The organism is Pseudomonas sp. HY7a-MNA-CIBAN-0227 (assembly GCF_040310325.1).
Taxonomy (GTDB): Bacteria; Pseudomonadota; Gammaproteobacteria; order Pseudomonadales; family Pseudomonadaceae; genus Aquipseudomonas.
Genome location: NZ_JBEOPT010000004.1, coordinates 38,797 through 58,387, shown reverse-complemented (window position 1 = coordinate 58,387; position 19,591 = coordinate 38,797). Strand labels below are relative to the sequence as shown.

Sequence of the window (19,591 nt, the reverse complement as noted above, 5' to 3'; positions counted from 1 at the left end):
TCTTATCTGAAACGGTGACTGGTTTTATCCGTGTGCTGAGTGATAATGCGGATGCTATTTTTTTCTTTATCTGAGGGCCATACAACCTATGTGGTACAACGGTTTTCTTGACTTGTCGGCCTGGCAACTGGTGGCAGTCACTCTGTTGATGACCCACGTGACCATTGTCGGGGTCACCGTCTATCTACACCGTTATTCAGCCCACCGCTCCCTGGAGCTCAATGCTGGCCTGAAACACTTCTTCCGCTTCTGGCTGTGGCTGACCACGGCGCAGAACACTCGCGAGTGGACTGCCATCCACCGCAAACACCACGCCAAGTGCGAAACCGTCGACGATCCTCATAGCCCGGTGATCAAGGGCCTGTCCACCGTCCTGCGCAAGGGCGCCGAGCTGTACCGCGCCGAGGCGGAAAACCCCGAGACCCTGCGCATCTACGGCAAGAACTGCCCGGAAGACTGGATCGAACGTAATCTCTACACCCGCTTCCCGATGCTGGGCGTGGCAATCATGGGGGTGATCGACCTGCTGCTGTTCGGCACCATCGGCATCACCATCTGGGCCATCCAGATGATGTGGATTCCGTTCTGGGCCGCCGGCGTGATCAACGGCCTGGGCCATGCCGTCGGCTACCGCAACTTCGAATGCCGTGACGCGGCGACCAATCTAATCCCCTGGGGCATCATTGTTGGCGGCGAAGAGCTGCACAACAACCATCACACCTACCCCAACTCCGCCAAGTTGTCGGTGAAGAAATGGGAATTTGACATGGGCTGGGCCTGGATCAAGGTGTTCAGCTTCCTGCGCCTGGCCAAGGTCCAGCGCGTTGCGCCCATCGCCCACCGGGTCGAAGGCAAGGGCCACCTGGACATGGACACCGCCATGGCGATCCTCAACAACCGTTTCCAGATCATGGCCCAGTACCGCAAGTTGGTGATTGCGCCGCTGGTCAAGCAGGAGCTGGAGAAGGTCGATCATTCCGTCCGTCACCAGTTCCATCGCGCCAAACGCCTGCTGTCGCGGGAAACCAGCCTGCTGGATGACCGCCATCACCTGCGCATCCAAAGCATGCTGGAGCACAGCCAGGCGTTGAAAGTGATCTACGAAAAACGTCTGGCGCTGCAACAGATCTGGCTCAAGACCAGCACCAATGGCCACGACATGCTGGCGGCGATCAAGGAATGGGTCCACGAGGCCGAGGCCAGCGGGATTCAATCCCTGCGTGACTTTGCCCATCAGTTGAAAACCTACTCACTGCGTCCTGCACCGGTCTGATTGGATGCCCAAAGGCTTGTTGTGGCGACGGGGCTTGTCTCCTCGCCACAACAAGCCTCCCCACAGTTTTTTGGCGCCATTACACAGTCGCCGAATTTTCCGTCTCAATCGCCACCAATAACGGAACTTCGCTGCAAATCTCCTCTCTCAAACAACACTTCGCCATCCTGGCGCACCTTGTTGTGACCGCTATCTGATCCTGCGGCACGCCCAGAGAGAGTTGTGCCGATGGTCCACGAAAAAACCTCCCCACCCGATATTCCCATCGCTGAGCAGGCACGACCTGCGGCTGTCGCCACGTTACTGGCGCTCAAGCATGCCCAGGGCGAAGTGGAGCGCCTGAGTGAACGCGAGCAGTTGTTGAGTTCGTTACTGGTCAGCGTCAACGCCGTGCTGTGGGCGATCGAGTGGGACACCCGTCGCGTGCTGTATGTCAGCCCAGCCTACGAGCGCATCTTTGGGCGCGCGGCGGGCCTGTTGATGGCCGACCACAGAGAATGGCACAACAGCATCCACCCCGAAGACGTCGATTACGCCGAATACAGCCTGGCGCTGGTGCTGGACAAAGGCGCCGTGGAAGACCGCCAGTACCGCATCATCACCACAGACGGGCAGATCCGCTGGCTCAGCGATAAATGTTTTATCAATCAGCAGGCCGAACCCGGTCAGCCGATCATCGTGGTGGGCATCGCTGAAGACATCACCGAAAAAAAGCAGTTGGAGCTGGAACTGCAACGCCTGGCCACCACCGATGCGCTGACCAAAAGCAGCAACCGTCGGCACTTCTTCGAATGCGCCAACCATGAATTCGAGCGCGCCTGCGTCCAAGGCACGCCACTGGCATTTCTGTTGCTGGACATCGATGACTTCAAGACCGTCAACGATACCTACGGCCATCTGGAGGGTGATCAGGTACTGCAGCGTATCGCCGAGAGCGGTCGAGGAGTTTTACGCCGTGGCGATTTGTTCGGGCGCATTGGCGGCGAAGAGTTTGCCGCAGTGCTGCCCGGTTGCGCGCCGGAAATGGCCAGGCAGGTAGCCGAGCGTCTGGGGCAGGAGGTTGCGCAGCTGAGTTTCAGCCATGAAGAACAGAGCTACGGGGTAACTGTCAGCCAGGGCTTGGCGAACATGACTGGCGACGATGCGAACCTCGACAGCCTGTTCGCCCGAGCCGATACGGCGATGTATGAGGCCAAGCGCCGGGGCAAGAATCGAGTTATCTCGGGCTGATGATCAGCATCAAACCTTGCGGATGCGCATCAGCTCCGACAAACCGACCTTGAGCAACCGCGCCGTCTTGCCCCTGGCCAGTTCCTCGACGCCTTCATGCTCGCTCAGCCGCGCCAATTGCGCCGCTATGTTCACCACCAGCGCTTCACGGGAATACACCCCGCCTTCCAGGGAATAGATCGCCGCGATCAGCTGACGCAGCTCCAGCGGCAAGCGCCAGCGGATGCGCAACGCCGAGCCGTAGTTGGCGCCGAAGGTATACAGGGACTCGCCAATCAGTTCGACATCCAGTTCGCCACCGCCCTGGCGCCACTCCTGTAAACACCGCAGCAGCGCCAAATCGCCCAACCGGTGGAGAATGCCGGCGCTGTAGCAGCGCTCATGGTCCAGATCAAGCATGCGCGCCAGGGAGCGAGCGTAATCGGCGGTACGCTGGGACAGTTGCCAGTGACGTTCGGCGTAATCCACCAGGCTGGCGTCGCTCAAGATCACGTTGTGCTTTAGGGCCAGGCCCAGGATCAAATTCATGCTCTGCCCGGCCGCCAGCTTGTGCAGGGCCATGGACAAGGTTTGCACCGGAACGCCGTGATGCCCGGCGCTGTTGGCGGCGGCGATCAGTACAGCAGTGATTTGCGGATCAACCTTGACCTGCTCTTCCAAGCGCCTGAGGTCCAGGCCTTCCGGCGCAAGGCTGTGTTGCACCACCGCCTTGACGTCGACCCGCAGCGGCGCGCCATCGGACAGTTCGCGGCGGTGCTCCAGGAACACCGGCAGGGTCATGCCGGCAGCCAGGGCCGGGACTTCACAGCAAACGGTTTCACCCTCGTTAAGTAGCAAGTCCTGCAGACGCTGGGTCAGGCCTTCCATGTTAAGGGGTTTAGTCAAGTACGCGGTCGGCGCCAGGGGCAATGCTTCGCGCACGCTGGCGCTGTCGTTGCGGGTGCTCAGCAGGATGAACGGCAACGCCGGTGTACGCCGACGCTGGCGCACGGTACGCAACAGGCTCAGGCCGTCGACGCCGGGCAGATCCCAGTCGGCGATGATCAGGTCGTAGGGTTTTTCACTCAATAGCGCAGCCGCTTGCTGCCCGTCGGCGCACACGTCCAGCCGGGCGTCACAGCGCACATTCAACAATACCTGCTTGAGCAGATCCCGCGACCAGGGGTCCGCCTCGGCGATCAACACACGGGGTACAGCAGGCAAATCAACAGCAACCATCCAGCACGCTCCCTCTGCAATCCTTGCACCTTAGACAATGCAGGCATTTGGATACAGGAAAATTCCCTCGATATGTTTCTGAGGGTACAAAAAAACCGCCGAAGCGGTTTTTTTGTAGATCAGGTCACGCTAAATCAGAGCTCGGAGAAACACTCTTCAATGATCGCCAGGCCTTTATCCAGTTGCTCGTCCGGCGAAGTCAGCGGCACCAGTACGCGCAACACGTTGCCGTAGGTACCGCAGGACAGCAGGATCAAACCCTTGTCGCGGGCCTTGGCGACCACAGCGGCCACGGCCGGGGCGTTCGGCTTGTGGCTGTCGCCATCGACGAACAGCTCAACCGCGATCATCGCGCCCAGGGCACGCACGTCACCGATCACTGGGTACTTGGCCTGGATGGCCTTGAGGCCGGTTACCAGACGCTCGCCCACCGCCTTGCAGCGGTCCAGCAGGTGCTCTTCTTCGAACACTTCCATCACCGCCAGCGCAGCAGCGCAAGCGATCGGGCTACCGGCGTAGGTGCCGCCCAGGCCGCCTGGCGCAATGGCGTCCATGTATTCAGCCTTGCCACACACACCGGCCAGCGGGAAGCCGCCAGCGATGGATTTGGCGAAGGTGGTCAGGTCGGCGGCAACGCCCATCTGTTCCATGGCGAAGAAAGTACCGGTGCGGCCAGCGCCGGTTTGCACTTCGTCGGCGATCAGCAGGATGCCGTGCTGGTCGCACAGTTCGCGCAGGCGCTTCATGAAGGCTTTAGGCGCGACGTAGAAACCGCCTTCGCCCTGCACCGGCTCGATGATGATGGCCGCGATATCACGCGGCTCGGCATCGTTTTTGAAGATGCGCTCGATGCTGGCGATGGAATCATCCACGCTCACACCGTGCAGGTCGTTCGGGTACAGCGCACGGAAGATACCGCCAGGCATCAGGCCCATGCCGGCCGAGTAAGGCACGACTTTACCGGTCAGGCCCAGGGTCATCATGGTGCGACCGTGGTAACCGCCAGTAAAGGCAATCACGCCGGCACGGCCAGTGGCGGCGCGGGCGATTTTCACGGCGTTTTCTACAGCTTCGGAACCGGTGGTCACCAGCAGGGTTTTCTTGGCGAAATCACCAGGCACCTTGGCGTTAACTTTTTCACACAGTTCAACGTAAGGTTCGTACGCCAGCACCTGGAAGCAGGTGTGGGTCAGCTTGTTCAACTGGGCGGTCACGGCCGCGATGATTTTCGGGTGCAGGTGACCGGTGTTCAGCACGGCGATGCCGCCGGCGAAGTCGATGAACTCGCGACCTTCAACGTCGGTCACGGTGGCGTTCTTCGCCGACTCGGCAAAGATCGGGTGAATCTGGCCAACACCGCGCGGTACTGCGGCTTCGCGGCGTTTCATCAGGGAAGCGTTGGTCTTGCTCATCAAAAAAGTCCTCATTCGCCGCTCATCGGGCGGCGTAGCTCAAGGAGTACGTGGCGGGAGGCAACTACGGCAGCATGCGATGATCGACTGCCACAGCTTTCCGGCCACTTGCGTAATAACATTTTGAAACACGCAAAGGGACAGCGCTCTCGTGCCCTTTGCGTTTAACGCAATGCCTTGCCGGGTTTAGATACCCAGGCAGAGGTATTTGATTTCCAGGTAATCCTCGATCCCGTACTTGGAGCCTTCACGGCCCAGGCCCGAAGCCTTGATGCCGCCAAACGGCGCCACTTCGTTGGAGATCAACCCGGTGTTGACGCCGACCATACCGTATTCCAGGGCTTCGGCCACACGGAACACACGACCCAGGTCTCGGGCGTAGAAGTAGGAGGCCAGGCCGAACTCGGTGTCGTTGGACATCGCGATCACTTCGGCTTCGTCTTTGAAGCGGAACAACGGTGCCAAAGGACCGAAGGTTTCTTCCTTGGCCACGGCGGCGTTCTTCGGCACGTTGACCAGGATGGTCGGCTCAAAGAAGTTGCCTTCCATGACCTTGCCCCCGGCCAGCAGCGTTGCGCCTTTGCTCAGGGCATCGGCGATGTGTTCCTGAACCTTGGCCACGGCTTTTTCGTCGATCAGCGGGCCGGTAGTAGTGCCTTCTTCCAGACCGTTGCCGATCTTCAGTTTGGCCACCGCCACTTTCAGTTTCTCGGCGAACGCGTCGTACACTGAATCCTGAATGTACAGACGGTTGGCGCAGACGCAGGTCTGGCCGTTGTTACGGTACTTGGAGATGATCGCGCCTTCGACGGCCTTATCCAGGTCTGCGTCGTCAAACACGATGAACGGCGCGTTGCCGCCCAATTCCAGGGAGACTTTCTTGATGTCCTTGGCGCATTCGGCCATCAATTGGCGACCGATTTCGGTAGAGCCGGTGAAGGACAGCTTGCGCACGATCGGGTTGCTGGTCAGCTCGCTGCCGATATCGCCAGCACTGCCGGAGACCACGCTGAAAACGCCTTTGGGAATACCGGCACGCTGGGCCAACTCAGCCAGGGCGAACGCGGAGAACGGCGTTTGCGAGGCGGGTTTGAGCACCATGGTGCAACCGGCAGCCAGGGCCGGGCCGGCTTTACGGGTGATCATCGCGGCGGGGAAGTTCCACGGCGTGATAGCAGCGGTCACGCCGATCGGCTGCTTGATCACGATCAGGCGCTTGTCCGGCTGATGGCCGGGAATCACGTCACCGTAAATGCGCTTGGCCTCTTCGGCGAACCACTCGATGAACGAGGCGGCGTAGACGATTTCGCCCTTGGCTTCGGCCAGCGGCTTACCCTGTTCCAGGGTCATCAGGCGAGCCAGGTCGTCCTGGTTTTCGATGATCAGTTCAAACCAACGACGCAGCTTGTTCGCACGGTCCTTGGCGGTCAGTGCACGCCAGGCCGGCAGGGCCTTGTCGGCCGCTTCGATAGCGCGGCGGGTTTCGGCAGCGCCCATTTTCGGCACGGTACCCAGAATTTCGCCGGTAGCCGGGTTGTTAACCTTGATCGTCTGACCGTTGTCCGCATCGACCCAAGCGCCATCAATGAAGGCTTGCTGGCGGAACAACTGGGTGTCTTTAAGCTGCATGTCGGCTTTCCTTAACAGCACCGCGCACGCGCGGAGCAAATTAGAGTTGTTGAAAGGCGCCTTGAAGGCTGCCGTCAGGGAAATCATTCACCGGGCGCAAGCACATAAATAGCGCACGAAAGACAGATGTGCGGTTCAGCACCCAGGGAGGAGCGTTTGAAATCTCAAACGAATCCTAGGATCAATGGGGGTAAAGGACAATAGTCTGTTCGAAAAAAAGAACAAAAACGGCGTACTTGCCGAAACTTTCTGATCAGCGTACTTGCCCCTGGTTCAGTGCCAACGACCCATACCGCCCGGGGCAGAGCCTCGACACTCCAGAATCCTGCCGGCAGACGGCCGAAAACCAGCATGGACGCCCAAGGTCGACATGGGTATGATGGCGCCCGCACAAGCATCCGTAGCTCAGCTGGATAGAGTACTGCCCTCCGAAGGCAGGGGTCGTGGGTTCGAATCCCGCCGGGTGCACCAGATACAGACGAAAAGCCCCAGGTCGAAAGACCTGGGGCTTTTTTGTAGACTATCGATCAGCCCGATCACAGAGGTCTCACATGAGCGATAGCACCCAGACCGAACATCCTCCCGCACCACAAGGTGAACTGTTGTTGTTCCAGAGCGGTGACGGTTTGGTTCGCCTGGAGTGCCGCTTCGATACCGACACCCTGTGGCTCTCGCAGGCAATGATCTGTGAGCTGTATGGCAAGGCAAAAGCCACCATCAGCGAACATATCAGCCATATCTTCGCCGAGGGCGAACTGGTGGAGGATTCAGTTGTTCGGTTTTACCGAACAACTGCCGCCGACGACAAACCCTACAACGTCAGATACTTCAGCTTGCCGCTGATTCTGGCGGTAGGGTATCGGGTACGCTCTAAGCGCGGTACTCAGTTCCGTCAGTGGGCCACGCAAATCCTGCAGGAATATCTGGTCAAAGGCTTCGCCATGGATGACGAGCGGCTGAAAAACCCTCCCGTGGGTCGTTCGTTGGTTCCTGACTACTTTGACGAATTGCTTGAACGCATTCGCGATATCCGCGCGAGTGAGCGCAGGGTCTATCTGCGAGTCCGGGAAATTTTTGCGATGGCGGCCGACTACACTCCGTCGAATAGTGAAACCACAACATTCTTCCAGATCATCCAAAACAAACTTCATTTCGCCAGCACCGGACTGACCGCTGCCGAGTTAATTACTCAACGTGTTGATGCCGCCAAACCGAACATGGGCCTGACCAGTTTCAAGGGTGATGAAGTACGTAAGGGTGATGTGACCATCGCTAAAAACTATCTTCAGCAGCACGAAATTTCTGCATTGAATCGCATTGTCACCATGTGGCTGGACTTTGCCGAAGATCAGGCGTTGAGACGTAAGCAAATTTTCCTACGCGACTGGCAGGAGAAGCTGGATCAATTTCTAGCTTTCAACGACCGCGAAATTCTGCAAGGTGCAGGACAAATCAGCAAGCATGCAGCCGATGATAAAGCGAAGCTGGAGTACGAACGCTATAACCAACAACGCAGGACTCTGAAAGAAACAGAGGGAGAGACATTGAGCATTGAGGCATTGCGTGCGATGTCACAGAAGAAGAATTACTGAAACGCCTTAGTCTTTAGAACGAAAGCCCCAGGTCAAAAGACCTGGGGCTTTTTTGTGGCCGCCGTTTACTTATGGCTTTTGCAACGCCTCCAGCCGAGTCGGCAAGTCTTCCTGGGGAAAGCGCTTATACAGCGCCAGAAGCTTTTCATCGGCCGCCTTGGCCTCTCCCGCTTGGCGCAGGCGCACAATTTCCTGAAGCCCTTGCTCCAGGGACTGTGGCTTGACAGCCCTTCGCTTGCTCATTTTTGCCACAGACTCGTCCGCCAGGGCTCCCGCCACCTCAGCCTGAACCTGCACACTGTCCGCCTGGGGTGCCATGGCGAGTCGAGTCATGGGCGGTGCGGGCGCTTGCAACGCTTGCGGCGCTGGGCGAGCGAGTTCCTCGCGGCTGGCGGAGTACTGCGCCGCCGCTGGCGCGGGCAGGTCGACATTGGGCACTGGCGAGCGCACCACCAAGCCAATCATCAGCGCCACACCGGCAACGGTGGCGAATGCCATTTGCCAGCGTGGCCGTTGGCAGGCCAGCAGCCAGCGTTGCCACAGATTTGGTTGGGGCGCCGGGGCTTCGCGGCGGGCGGTGGCCAGCAGGAAAGCGTCCAGGGAAGCAGGCGGTTCGCCGCTGGTGTGTTGGCGAAAGTGTTGGATCAGCACTTCGTCGTCGGGATTCGGGGTGTGTCGGGAGTCAGTCATACGGGTACCTCCTCGGCCAGCAGTCGACGCAATTTCTGCTGGGCGTAACGCAAGCGGCTTTTGACCGTTTCCAGTGGGACGCCAGTGAGCTCGGCGATTTGCGGCACCTCCAGGTCGCCGTGCAGGCGCAGCAGGAATACTTCCCGCTGGTCTTCGGGCAAGTCTTGCACCGCGGCGTCCAGACGGCCCTGGTCGCGGCTCAGGCTCAAGAGTTGTTCGGGGCTGCCGCTGTCGTCGGGCTGGGCGTGAAGCTGTTCATCGTAGCTGTCGTGCAGCGGATTGTGGACGCCGTGCTTACGCCAGTAATCGATCAGGCGGTTGCGGGCAATCTGGAACAGCCAGGTACGAAAACTCGCTCGCCCTTGTGGCTGAGTGGCGCTGCGGATCAAGCTGAGCCAGGTGTCCTGGTAGATTTCCTCGGCAAGTTCCACTTTGTTGCTCAAGGACACGAGGAAACGATACAGGCCTTGTCGATGACGCGCGTACAAGGCCTCGAATGCGGCAGTGTCGCCGGTGCGATAGCGGGCCAGCAGCGATTCGTCGCTGGGTGAATCAACTGGAGCGGGCATGGGGGTGGCGAACTCCTTTCTTTTCAGCATCTTCAGTGTTTGACCGAGGCCTTGAGGCTCTGCGCCAGTTCGACCAATTGCACGAACTCATTGCGCAAGCCAAACGGGTCGTCGCCTCGGGCAGAACGAGCCAAGGCAGCCGTGTCTTTCAAACTCATGTTCCCAGTGTAGCGACCGTCACCCTTGAGCTGCTGGGCAAAGGCTGCCACGGCGGCTGAGAAGCGTAGGTCATTGCTGGCCTTGCCAGCGCTTTGCTCGCTGCTGATGGGGCGTTCTATCAACTGGCTGCTGCCTCCTTGGGCGGTCTTGTAGCGTACGCGCAAGATCGCCAGCTCCCCAGACGTGCCGCCTGATACAGGCTTAGCGGCATAGCGCAGCGGTTCCAACCAACCTTTTTCACCCTTGGGGACGATTTCATACAACGCCGTCACTGTATGCCCCGCACCGATCTCACCGGCATCGACCTTGTCGTTGTTAAAGTCCTCACGCTTCAACGCGCGGTTTTCATAACCCAGCAGGCGATATTCACTGACCTGGACCGGGTTGAATTCCACCTGCAATTTAACGTCCCGCGCCACCACCGCCAGGGTCGAGCTGAGCTGGTCCACCAATACCTTGCGCGCTTCGCGCAGGTTGTCGATATAGGCGTAGTTGCCATCGCCGGCATCGGCCAATTGTTCCATCAGCTGTTCGTTGTAGTTATCCACACCAAACCCCAGAGTAGTCAGGGATACGCCGCTTTTGCGCTGCTCGACCGCCATCTGCTTGAGGCTGTCGAAGTCACTGATGCCGACGTTGAAGTCGCCATCGGTGGCCAGCAGGATGCGGTTGATTCCCTTGTCGATAAAGCCTTCCCGGGCCATTTGATAGGCCAGTTCGATACCCGAGGCGCCTGCCGTCGAACCGCCAGCGGTCAACTGGTCGATGGCGTTGCGAATCTTCGCCTTGTCACCACCCGAGGTCGGCTTGAGCACCACGCGCGACTCACCGGCGTAGACCACCAGAGACACCCGGTCCTGATCTCGCAGCTGATCCACCAGCAGTTTCAGGGTGCTCTTGACCAGTGGCAGGCCTTCGCGGCGGTTCATGGAGCCAGACACATCCACCAGAAACACCAGGTTGGCCGGCGCCAGGTCTGCCACGGCGCGGTCGGAAGCCTTGATGCCGATGCGCAGTAAACGGGTGTGGGCATTCCACGGTGACGGCGCCACCTCGGTGGTCACGCCAAAGGGCGAGCCATCGTTGGGCAGCGCGTAATCGTAGGGGAAGTAATTGACCATTTCTTCAAGTCGCACAGCGCCTTGAGGCGGCAGGCTGCCCTGGTTGAGGAAGCGTCGGACGTTGGCATAGCTGCCGGTGTCCACATCAACACTGAAGGTCGACACCGGGGTTTCGGCGACGCTATGGATCGGATTGTCCGGCAGGTTCTGGTACTGCTCGCGGGGTTCAGCGCGGTATTCCATCGCGACCGAATCGCTCATCACCAACCGTGAGGCCATCGGCGCAGGCATGGCCATGCGTTTGCTCAACGCACCCTGAGCGCGAGCCGGCTCGCTATGCAATTCGGGGCTGGGGGTAACAGGGGCTGCTTCGGCTGTCTTGGCCACATCCCTGGACGAGGACAGTCCGCACCCGGCGAGCGCCACCAGCAAGGTGACGGCAAAACCCTGGGCTGCGGGGCGCAAGAGAAGAAGAGGACGGGACATGGGCTGAACCTCGGGAGTGAATGATCCGTTCACAAGGTCAGACGCAAGGCAATTACGGTTCGGGTTAAAACCGCAGATTTTAAATACGAAAACTGGCTACCCGAAGGTAGCCAGGCTGTTTATTGCAGGTCAATCAGTCCGACCCATACTTGGGCGAACGCGGCCCGTACAGAATCCCGGTGCGTTGGCCTGCCGACAGCAGACGCGCACTGGTGATGCCGGCAATCGGGTGGCCGGCGTCGGTTGAGCTGTTGATGATTTGCTTGACCGCTGCGGTGATCAGCATCCCCACCAGACCGCCGCCGCCATTGTTACCGCCCTCTTCGCTGGAGGCGCGAGCGGAGCCGGTCCACAGCGTGGTGCCGGTACGCAGGTCTACCAGTTTGGCCGACGCCGTCACCGCCGTTTCACTGGAGATCAGCATGTAGCTGGTGCCGTACTCGGTGATGGTGATGTACAGCCCGGCGTCCGCACCGAAGATTTCATGCAGCTTGCCCGGTGCCACGCCCTGGATGTCCGTCGGCGTGGTCAGACCGTTCTGGCGGAAGGTTTCATCCACCAGGGCGATCGGCAACACGTAGTAGCCGGCTTCGGCCAACGGGTAAGTCACCTGCGATACCAGGCTGTAGGACGCCTGCACTTCCGGCGATTCGTTGATCGGCGGCAGCACCAGGATTGACTTGGGCCGGGCCTGTTTAAACGCCGAGTAGTCGACGGTCTTGGGTGCTGCACAACCGCCCAGCAACGCCAGGGCCAGCAAAGCGCCAGTGAGTTTCAAAAGGCTCATTTGACGTCTCCGGTCTTGGCGTTCTTGAGCAGGAAGTCCATATAGGCAGCGGACTCAGGGAACAGCGCCTTCTCGGTGCGAAATTGCTGCACCATCTGGTCATCCTTGCCCATGCTCAGGTACAGCATGCCCAGGTGGGCGTGATAGCCCGGCGGCGCCTGGCGGCCACTGGCGTTGATCTTCTGCAGATCCCGCTCCAGCGCTTCGACCTGGGCTTCCTTGGGCTCACCCTTGAAGTATTCGTAAACCTGCGGCTGGTAGCTCTCCCATTGATAGAGAGGCTTGGGCGCCGTCTGGCACCCCGCTACTGTTGCTAAAACTGTCAGCATCAGCGCCAACGTCACTGCCTTGTTCATCCGTGTACGACTCCTTGTAAATCTGCTGATCAGTTGCGTGGGTTCCAGGCGCCGGCGTTGATGCCGTCGACGAGGCGGTTGATGGCTTCGCGCATGGCCAGGTCGAGGACCTTGCCATTGAGGGTGGAGTCGTAGCTGGCGGTGCCGCCGAAGCCGATCACTTCACGGTTGGACAGCGCGTATTCACCGGCGCCCTGGGTGGAATACACCACTTCGGAGGTACTGATGTTGACGATGTTCAACGCGACTTTGGCGTAGGCCACTTGGGTCTTGCCACGGCCGAGGATGCCGAACAGCTGGCGGTCGCCGGTCTCTTTGCGGCCGAACTCGGTTACATCGCCGGTCACCACGTAGTCAGCGCCCTTGAGCTTTTGCACGGTGCCTTTGATCGCGGCTTCCTGGGAGATTTCACCCATGTTGTCGCGGTCCAGCACGCTGAAGCGGTTGGTCTGCTGCAGGTGGGTGATCAGGATGGTCTTGGCCTGGCCACCGAGGCGGTCAACGCCGTCGGAGAAGATGCCGCGCATGTAGCTGGAGCGGTTATCGAACTTGCCCACGGCAATCGGCACGCGCACGCCGGAATAGGCGATGTTGGCGCTGGCGACTTGTTCCACCGGCATCGCGCGGTTGCTCTCCGTGGCACAACCGGCCACGGTCAGCAGCGCTGCGGCGGTGAAGCCCGACAGCAGGATTTTGGACAGTGTTTTCACGGGGTGCTCCTAGAGTGAGAAATCGGGTGCAGCAGGTAACGCTAGCGGGACGGAATATTGCGTAAGTCATCGACAATGAAGCGGCTCAACAAACCGGTGTAGAAAGGCTCCACACTGGAATTGCCGGTGTTAGTCAGCGCACCGGCCATGGTTTTCAAATTCTGCCAGTCGCCTTTGTAACCTTTGGGCATCAGCCCTTGGCGCGCCTGGGAAAAGTGCAGTATCTCGGCGCCGGCCTTTTTGATCTTGACCGAATAGTTAAAGTCGACACTGGCGAGGATGGTGTGGTCGTCAACGATGGCCGTCATGAAGCCGCCTTGGGTATCTTGAATACGCCGCGTATAGATAACGTCCACATCCAGCAGGTAATCCGCACTTTCCTTGCTAGTGGCGTAGCGCTTGGCCTTGAGCAGGCGGTCGATCAAGTCGACGCCCAATTGCTGGCGGACCTTGTCATCCGGCAAAAAACGTTCGTTCTTGCCCACCACATCAACGTCAAAGGTGTCGAGCCAGTAGGTAGCGGTCTTGGGAATGGTTACCGGCGCCGGAGAAATGTAGTACTCGGACTTGGAGGCACAGCCGGCCAAAAAAGAGAGGGCCAGGAGTAAGGCAAAGACGCGCATGTATGAATTCATCCCTGAAAAGTATCCGCGTTGTAACGGCTGCCGCATTTTACGGGGTTAAGAGGGGTTCTCAAGGTGTTTCGGTCCAAGCTCCAGGGGAGCATCACACCGTCACTGGTTCGGGCACTTCAACTCGGTTGGCCGGATATACACCTTGAACGCCGTGTTGCCCTGCGCGTCCTGATACGAATGCTCCTGATAGATCTTGTGCTTGCGCATGTTACTGATCAGCTCCGGCTCTCCACAGGCCAGGGCTTCCAGCTTTTGCTGCAGCTCCTGCTGGCCCTGGGCTTTTTGCGCAGCGCCCAGGCTGTCGGCGGCAAAGTTGACCCGGTAGCGATAAAACAGCGTGTAGCCGTACACCAGCTGGATGCTTTCGAGGGTAGTGGCGGCGTCTACCTGTTTGGGCAGGGTGGTTCGAGTCAGATTATCGAAGTAAGCGGTGAGTTGGGTCAGGTACTCAACCTCTTTTTTCTGCCCGTTGAAGGAGACAAAACGGCCGATGATCACAATGACCACCACGGCGCCTATCGACCAATAAAAGTTGCGAGCACTTCTCTTTTTCTTTGGGCTGAGCTTCATCAGCATGGGTGGAGAACTCCATAACAATAGGGTCAGACTACCTATTCAACGTGGCCAGACGTCGTTGTTTTCTACCGATCGTATTGCTTAAAACGCATAACTCGCCTTAAGCATTACCCCCTCGGTATCAAACCCGCTGCGAGCCTGGCGGGTATAAGCCCACTACAACAAGCGGCGTTGCACAGCCTCATCCAGCGTGCTGCGGGTCAAGGCCTGCACCACCTCGTGGGTGTCCTGCCGGAAAGGGACGGCGACGATCAACAACAACTGCATCCACGTACGCACCGACTCGCTCTTGCTCACACGGCCCAGCTCTTTACCGTCCTTGTCCTTGAACACTGTTTCCAGGGTGAAGGTATTTTTTGCCGTCGTGGGAATGATGAAAAACGTCACACCGGTGATGATGGCCGACGCCATGCTGAACTGTTCGTTGTTGTACAAGGTGGCTTCGGCATAGAGGTCTAACTCGACCTTATCCGTACTGACCCGCGTAAAGCGCCCAGACTGGCGAAACCCATCGGCAACCGCCGCTTCCCCAACGGCTGCTGCGGCACCCGCAGCGGTATTGGCCGGCCCACCGTTGACCTGATTCATAGCCGTGGTGCGCACGAACACCGTCAGTTTCTGTTGCGATGCATTGGCAGTTGGCGGCCAGGTCTGCACCGGAGGTAATTCATGCTGCGAATACGACACGCACCCCGTCAGCAGAACAGCCGCGAGCACCACACTGTGCTTGATCAAACCCATCATTTCATTCTCCTTAAAGCTGCGGTTTTGCCAACCGCGCGGTGGCGGTATCAAGCAGTTTTGAAACCAATTCATTCAGCTGTCTGGCCCCCATCACCGGTGACCAATATTCGCGCCCGTACAGGCCGACGTTGTGTTCAAACTTAATCTGATCCTTCGCCGATGCCAGCTCTTTACCGTCACGGTCAACGATCACCAAATCGCCTGCCACATCGAAACTGTCCACGTAGATTGGCCCGTTCACCCAGATCCAGATCGTCAGGGTCAACAAGGCTCCGGGGATATATGCAGGATGCGGGGCACGATGGCCCTTGAGGGACGTCATGTTGAACTTGAGCACCACATCGTTCTCACCCAGACGCGTGGGGTACTCGGTGACCTGCTTGAAATACCCACCGGCCTTAACGTACTGGTTGAGCTGAACCGTGAGCGAGCGGCTGATGGCTGTACGTGTTGCGTCGTCGGCACCTGGAACGGAAACCGCAACGTCAGCAATTTGCGCTGTACGGGGATTACTGGCCGCAGCAGAATGGAGCGGAGCGCCCAACGGGCCGGTGACGGTATAGGAAACACAGCCAGTCATCGACAGCGTCGCGATGAGGGCGGCGGCTTTGAAGAGGGTTTTCAGCACGGAATGTCCTTATTGGGTGGCGAGTTACTGGAGTATCTCGACTTGTAGAAGCATATAGGGGTCAGACCCCTGCCAAACTTAATGTTTGGGGTGGGTGAATAGCGACGATGGCCGAGCCCGAGGCCCGGCCGCTTCAAGCGCTTTTAACTCACTTGCTTTCTTTTGCCACGGTGCCCAAGGACGCATCCTTGACCAGATAACGGCCTTCCACATCGCTCAGCACTTTGAGGCTGTTGCGCGCCACGGCGAAGCCCATTTCGACTTCCTGCTTGAGGTAAACCACCTCACCGGCCTTGACGTTGATCGGCATGTCAGCCCAGTTTTCAGCTTTGGAGCTGATCACGTGCTGGCCGGGCGTCACGAAGAAATAAATGTACTGGTTGCCACGGTTGTAACCCATCTCCGAGTCGGCTTCCTTGTCATCCAGGAACACGTTGAACCGCACCATCATCCCCACGTTGCTTGGGCGTACGACATACACCAGGCCTTTATCGGCAACGGCAGCCTTGGGCAACGAGTAGTTCGCCACGTCCGCCTGCATCTTCTCAACCGACGGCGTCGAGGAGCAGCCAAACAGCGTGGCCAGGGACAATACAACAGCAGCTTTGCAGAACAGCTTGATCATGTACTTCTTCCTTGTGGTGTGACGGTAGAGCGGGTTGAGAGCGCCGGCGATTGACCGGCGCGGTTTTTTTGATGCGTTTAATCATCGCCAGTGTGTCGGCCATGGGTCTGAAGACATGAGGCGTTGTGCGTGGGCCAGTACTTTGATGCCTTGCGTGGGTTTGGGCGCGGGGCTTATAGTCCGGCCCGTCGCCCAACAAGGGCGATCGGGTTTGGCGACCCGACGACCGTGTGCGAAAGCTTTCTGCTTGCTTGCAGGGGCTTCCGTACCCGCATCGCTGCTTTATGGCAGCTGTGCGCGGGAGACCTTCGGGTCTGCCGGAACTCGGTCCCGGTTCGCCAACCTGCGTACAGCTGTCACCCATTCGTTTGGCGACGATAGGTGACAGCTTCAATCTACTGACCGAGGTTTCACCATGAACCAATACATGCCCCTCACGGGTCACGACAGTACCGTCCCCGCTCTACTTATTGACACCAGTGCGCCCCTCGACGTCCTCCACGACGCCGCCGTGTACCGGATTCGAGCCGTCACCCAACTGCTGGAAAACCTGGCCTTCCGCGAACAGCTCAGCAGCGATGCTGTGGTGCTTCAAGACTTCGCCCAATTGCTGGCTATTCCGCTGCGCGATGGGTGTGATTTGCTCGATGTCATCATTCGCAGGCTCCATGCAGATCCATCCTGAGTAAAAACCGGGCGGCCTTAGCGTCGCCCGCTTTATGCGTAGGCCTACTTATTTCCCCACAGCTACTTTTTTTTACGGCTGCATCTCATGTTCTCGGGTTACCGAGCGCCACGTCACCAGCCCATCCAAGCCGTGTTCAGACTTCAGGAATTTGAGTACGTTTTGCGCCTCGGCCTTTTCCTCAAACGGCCCTGCGTAAAGGTGTGGCGGCTCATCAAGCACTGTCGGTATATCGATGAGCGCCATCTGTGCCGCCATCCGTTCAAATGCCTCATCCGTATCGGCGGTCATGCGTGCGACCCAACCGCTGCGATCTCTCAGGGCAATCGGCTCCACGTCGGCGCCGCAGTGCTTACAGCGAGATGCCGCCGCTTGGATCGGTTGGTTGCAGGCGGGGCAAGGGCGTAGGTCCGGGTGCACCAGGGCGTCAACACCGGTCTTTGCCAGCCGGGGCATTAACAACACGGCTACCAAGGCGACGCCGGGAAGGAAGAGTGAGATTGCAAACCACCGGGGCCCTGAGCGCCCGCGTGTGCTTGCAACGTAAGCCGTGACAGCGGTGATAATGAGCCAGAAGGGGAGTGAGATGCCCATTGAACTTCCTTGTTTTAATAGTGGAATGGTGCGCACGTTGAACGAGCAGATAATAGGAAACAATCAGGCCTCTTCATTTTAGCGACAGAGGGCTAAAAAGTTAACGATGTCCTCCACGACGCCGCCGTGTACCGGATTCGCGCCGTCACCCAACTGCTGGAAAACCTGGCCTTCCGCGACCAGTTCAGCAGCGATGCCGTGGTGCTTCAAGACTTCGCCCAATTGCTGGCGATTCCGCTGCGCGATGGGTGTGATTTGCTGGATGTCATCAGTCGCCGACTCAATGCCGATCCATCCTGAGTAAAAGCCGGGCGGCCTGGGTGCCGCCCGATTTATAGTCGTAAACACGCTTAAGTGGCGGGCACCGCATCAAGATCAAAATCATCCTGGCCGTTAATTTCAGCATCTGCCCTCAGCACTTCAAACCCACAGGCCCCTTTGTTCAAGCGGACATTTATCTCGCACACCCCATCTAAAGAAGGGCTGATAAATTCGACCTGAAGGGCATAGTTTCCTTCTGGTAGCTCTAGAGGAATGACATCTGAGAGGCTACCGATTTCAACATTTTTGTCTTTTACAGTGAACGGAACTCTAAATGCCCGCACCACCCCAGCGCTCAAAGGCGGTTTTTCTTCATTGATGAAAAGATTAATTTTATGATCCCCTTCATCAACCAAAGTTTTAAAGGAAGCGCTTCCTACCCTCCAAGCAAATCCTTGCGAATAGCTCCGATCACTCCAATCGTTATACGGATGATCGAGCGAGCTTAAAAATACACAAATTTGTGAGTACGACACATACGCGCCCTCTTCAAACCTTGCCATCAGCGCCACACCTTAAATCATGGGAAATAGGGGTCAGACCACTATTCTTCTAACTCACATTTTTTTGGACGTCCGGCTATACCCCGAGAAACTCTTTTACCTAATGCCTGTGCGACCTCTGAAGCAAACTTCTTACCACCCAAAACGTAATTGCCGTTTGTAGATAGTCGAATTTTCTCTATTAGCTCAGGGGAAAGCCGGTCTTTGAATATAGACTGGTAAGCTTCTGCTCGTTGCGAAATATTGCTGCCTAAGCTTCTATAAACCGGATGTGGGCTGATAAAATCTGATGGCTCGCACTGTGCGTTCACTCTATAGCTGGTCCAACGATACTCGCCCGGGTGAGCAACCATACCCGCTCTAACCGGGTTCATTTCTATATATCGATAGCAAGCCAAAACATAGTCGTCTTGCTGAACCAAGCAAGAGCGAAAGCGTCCTTCCCAAAGAGTGCCCGTTCGTTGATATGTTCGATTTACATATTGGACGTAACGCTGCCCCAGCCCTTTCATAAGTAAACCAGCTCCTGCACAGCAGGCAGGAGTCAATAACAAATGCACGTGGTTTGTCATCAGGCACAATGCGTGGACTTTACAGCCATACATTTCAGCAAGCACAGTTAAGTTATCAATGTAAAAAAGATAGTCGTCATCTGAATAAAAACATGCAGACCTGTTATTTCCCCGCTGAATAATATGCAATGGGATATCTGGCAATAAAACCCTAGGACGTCGAGGCATAGAAAACTCATAACTGGACAAGAGTTTTTAGCTTAGCCGCCTATCACGAGGGCGACAAAAACAGAACAATTACAAAAATAAATCATGTTTTTAAAGAGCAACTCTGCCAGCCTTAAAACGTGGTCTGACCCCTATTTTTCTCTATTTTCCTGCTCGCTATATGGAAGCCTCTATCAATTCATAAAGATCTTCATAATCCAGGCCGGTTGAAGCGAATGACTCCTTGAGGCTCTCAAGCCAAGCCAAGCTATCCATCAATTTGTCCTCGGCGGCATAGGGGTCAAAGCAATGGGGACGGTCAACGGGGGCGGATTTATTTAATCGACTCATCTGGAGTTTTTTTAAATTTAATATTTAAATAAATCCGT

Annotated in this window: 21 protein-coding genes, 1 tRNA gene and 1 pseudogene; 6 read left to right on the top strand and 17 right to left on the bottom strand. The window is 57.6% G+C overall.

All coding sequences use genetic code 11. The annotated features are described in order from the left end of the window. Nucleotides 1–88: 88 nt before the first annotated feature. Nucleotides 89–1,273 (top strand): delta-9 fatty acid desaturase DesA, encoded by a 1,185-nt coding sequence (gene desA / locus AAEZ06_RS08335; protein WP_149414231.1) that lies wholly within the window; start codon nt 89–91, stop codon nt 1,271–1,273. Nucleotides 1,274–1,501: 228 nt separating this feature from the next. Then, the gene (locus tag AAEZ06_RS08330) at nt 1,502–2,503 is read left to right on the top strand and encodes a GGDEF domain-containing protein (RefSeq protein WP_350613828.1); all 1,002 of its coding nucleotides are present in this window, start codon (nt 1,502–1,504) and stop codon (nt 2,501–2,503) included. Between the two features lie 9 nt (nt 2,504–2,512). Here AAEZ06_RS08330 and AAEZ06_RS08325 read toward each other — a convergent pair whose 3' ends face one another. The 3 genes from AAEZ06_RS08325 to gabD form a co-directional block, all read right to left on the bottom strand. Next, nucleotides 2,513–3,721, bottom strand: coding sequence for an HDOD domain-containing protein (locus AAEZ06_RS08325; RefSeq protein WP_149414233.1), 1,209 nt, complete (start codon nt 3,719–3,721; stop codon nt 2,513–2,515). 134 nt (nt 3,722–3,855) lie between these two features. Then, nucleotides 3,856–5,133, bottom strand: a complete 1,278-nt coding sequence (gene gabT, locus AAEZ06_RS08320) for a 4-aminobutyrate--2-oxoglutarate transaminase (RefSeq protein ID WP_350613826.1) — start codon at nt 5,131–5,133, stop codon at nt 3,856–3,858. Between the two features lie 186 nt (nt 5,134–5,319). Next, the gene (gene gabD / locus AAEZ06_RS08315; RefSeq protein ID WP_149414235.1) at nt 5,320–6,762 is read right to left on the bottom strand and encodes an NADP-dependent succinate-semialdehyde dehydrogenase; all 1,443 of its coding nucleotides are present in this window, start codon (nt 6,760–6,762) and stop codon (nt 5,320–5,322) included. A gap of 394 nt (nt 6,763–7,156) precedes the next feature. Here gabD and AAEZ06_RS08310 point away from each other — a divergent pair. Together AAEZ06_RS08310 and AAEZ06_RS08305 are read left to right on the top strand one after the other, a co-directional pair. Then, a tRNA-Arg gene (locus tag AAEZ06_RS08310) sits at nt 7,157–7,233 on the top strand. 80 nt (nt 7,234–7,313) lie between these two features. After that, nucleotides 7,314–8,354 (top strand): virulence RhuM family protein, encoded by a 1,041-nt coding sequence (locus tag AAEZ06_RS08305; protein WP_149414236.1) that lies wholly within the window; start codon nt 7,314–7,316, stop codon nt 8,352–8,354. Between the two features lie 69 nt (nt 8,355–8,423). Here AAEZ06_RS08305 and AAEZ06_RS08300 read toward each other — a convergent pair whose 3' ends face one another. The 11 genes from AAEZ06_RS08300 to AAEZ06_RS08250 all read right to left on the bottom strand — a co-directional run bounded on the left by AAEZ06_RS08300 (nt 8,424) and on the right by AAEZ06_RS08250 (nt 16,296). After that, a complete protein-coding gene (locus AAEZ06_RS08300) occupies nt 8,424–9,044 on the bottom strand; it encodes a hypothetical protein (protein WP_350613823.1) in 621 nt (206 codons plus the stop codon). Continuing rightward, nucleotides 9,041–9,613, bottom strand: coding sequence for an RNA polymerase sigma factor (locus AAEZ06_RS08295; protein ID WP_350613821.1), 573 nt, complete (start codon nt 9,611–9,613; stop codon nt 9,041–9,043). Before AAEZ06_RS08295 ends, AAEZ06_RS08300 begins: the two co-directional genes overlap by 4 nt. A 32-nt stretch (nt 9,614–9,645) precedes the next feature. After that, nucleotides 9,646–11,319 (bottom strand): vWA domain-containing protein, encoded by a 1,674-nt coding sequence (locus AAEZ06_RS08290; RefSeq protein WP_350613819.1) that lies wholly within the window; start codon nt 11,317–11,319, stop codon nt 9,646–9,648. A 133-nt stretch (nt 11,320–11,452) separates the two neighbouring features. After that, on the bottom strand, nt 11,453–12,106 hold the full coding sequence (locus tag AAEZ06_RS08285) for a DUF799 domain-containing protein (RefSeq protein ID WP_133103737.1): 654 nt from the start codon (nt 12,104–12,106) through the stop codon (nt 11,453–11,455). Then, on the bottom strand, nt 12,103–12,462 hold the full coding sequence (locus AAEZ06_RS08280) for a DUF4810 domain-containing protein (RefSeq protein ID WP_149414240.1): 360 nt from the start codon (nt 12,460–12,462) through the stop codon (nt 12,103–12,105). The genes AAEZ06_RS08285 and AAEZ06_RS08280 overlap by 4 nt, the downstream gene beginning before the upstream one ends. Before the next feature lie 29 nt (nt 12,463–12,491). Continuing rightward, nucleotides 12,492–13,172, bottom strand: a complete 681-nt coding sequence (locus AAEZ06_RS08275; RefSeq protein WP_149414241.1) for a CsgG/HfaB family protein — start codon at nt 13,170–13,172, stop codon at nt 12,492–12,494. A 41-nt stretch (nt 13,173–13,213) separates the two neighbouring features. After that, nucleotides 13,214–13,795: a hypothetical protein gene (locus tag AAEZ06_RS08270; RefSeq protein ID WP_350613817.1), complete on the bottom strand. Its 582-nt coding sequence runs from the start codon at nt 13,793–13,795 to the stop codon at nt 13,214–13,216. A 111-nt stretch (nt 13,796–13,906) separates the two neighbouring features. Further along, nucleotides 13,907–14,383: a hypothetical protein gene (locus AAEZ06_RS08265; protein WP_149414243.1), complete on the bottom strand. Its 477-nt coding sequence runs from the start codon at nt 14,381–14,383 to the stop codon at nt 13,907–13,909. A gap of 156 nt (nt 14,384–14,539) precedes the next feature. After that, the gene (locus tag AAEZ06_RS08260; protein ID WP_350613814.1) at nt 14,540–15,127 is read right to left on the bottom strand and encodes a hypothetical protein; all 588 of its coding nucleotides are present in this window, start codon (nt 15,125–15,127) and stop codon (nt 14,540–14,542) included. A gap of 10 nt (nt 15,128–15,137) precedes the next feature. Further along, nucleotides 15,138–15,755 carry a hypothetical protein gene (locus AAEZ06_RS08255; protein WP_350613812.1) on the bottom strand — a complete coding sequence of 206 codons (618 nt, stop codon included), beginning with the start codon at nt 15,753–15,755 and terminating at the stop codon, nt 15,138–15,140. A gap of 148 nt (nt 15,756–15,903) precedes the next feature. Then, nucleotides 15,904–16,296, bottom strand: a complete 393-nt coding sequence (locus tag AAEZ06_RS08250) for a DUF2846 domain-containing protein (RefSeq protein WP_169876735.1) — start codon at nt 16,294–16,296, stop codon at nt 15,904–15,906. A gap of 511 nt (nt 16,297–16,807) precedes the next feature. Here AAEZ06_RS08250 and AAEZ06_RS08245 point away from each other — a divergent pair. After that, nucleotides 16,808–17,065 (top strand): hypothetical protein, encoded by a 258-nt coding sequence (locus AAEZ06_RS08245; RefSeq protein WP_350613810.1) that lies wholly within the window; start codon nt 16,808–16,810, stop codon nt 17,063–17,065. A gap of 72 nt (nt 17,066–17,137) precedes the next feature. Here AAEZ06_RS08245 and AAEZ06_RS08240 read toward each other — a convergent pair whose 3' ends face one another. Beyond that, nucleotides 17,138–17,722 carry a zinc ribbon domain-containing protein gene (locus tag AAEZ06_RS08240; RefSeq protein ID WP_350613808.1) on the bottom strand — a complete coding sequence of 195 codons (585 nt, stop codon included), beginning with the start codon at nt 17,720–17,722 and terminating at the stop codon, nt 17,138–17,140. Between the two features lie 42 nt (nt 17,723–17,764). Between AAEZ06_RS08240 and AAEZ06_RS08235 the strand changes: the two are divergent. Continuing rightward, nucleotides 17,765–17,959 (top strand): annotated as a pseudogene (locus tag AAEZ06_RS08235) (hypothetical protein); the annotation flags it as partial. A 50-nt stretch (nt 17,960–18,009) separates the two neighbouring features. Here the strand turns inward: AAEZ06_RS08235 and comJ are convergent. Together comJ and AAEZ06_RS08225 are read right to left on the bottom strand one after the other, a co-directional pair. Continuing rightward, complete coding sequence (gene comJ, locus AAEZ06_RS08230) at nt 18,010–18,483, bottom strand: competence protein ComJ (protein ID WP_149414244.1); 474 nt, start codon at nt 18,481–18,483, stop codon at nt 18,010–18,012. Nucleotides 18,484–18,524: 41 nt separating this feature from the next. Further along, entirely contained in the window at nt 18,525–19,223 is a 699-nt protein-coding gene (locus AAEZ06_RS08225) for a transposase (protein ID WP_149414245.1), read from the bottom strand. Between the last annotated feature and the right edge of the window lie 368 nt (nt 19,224–19,591).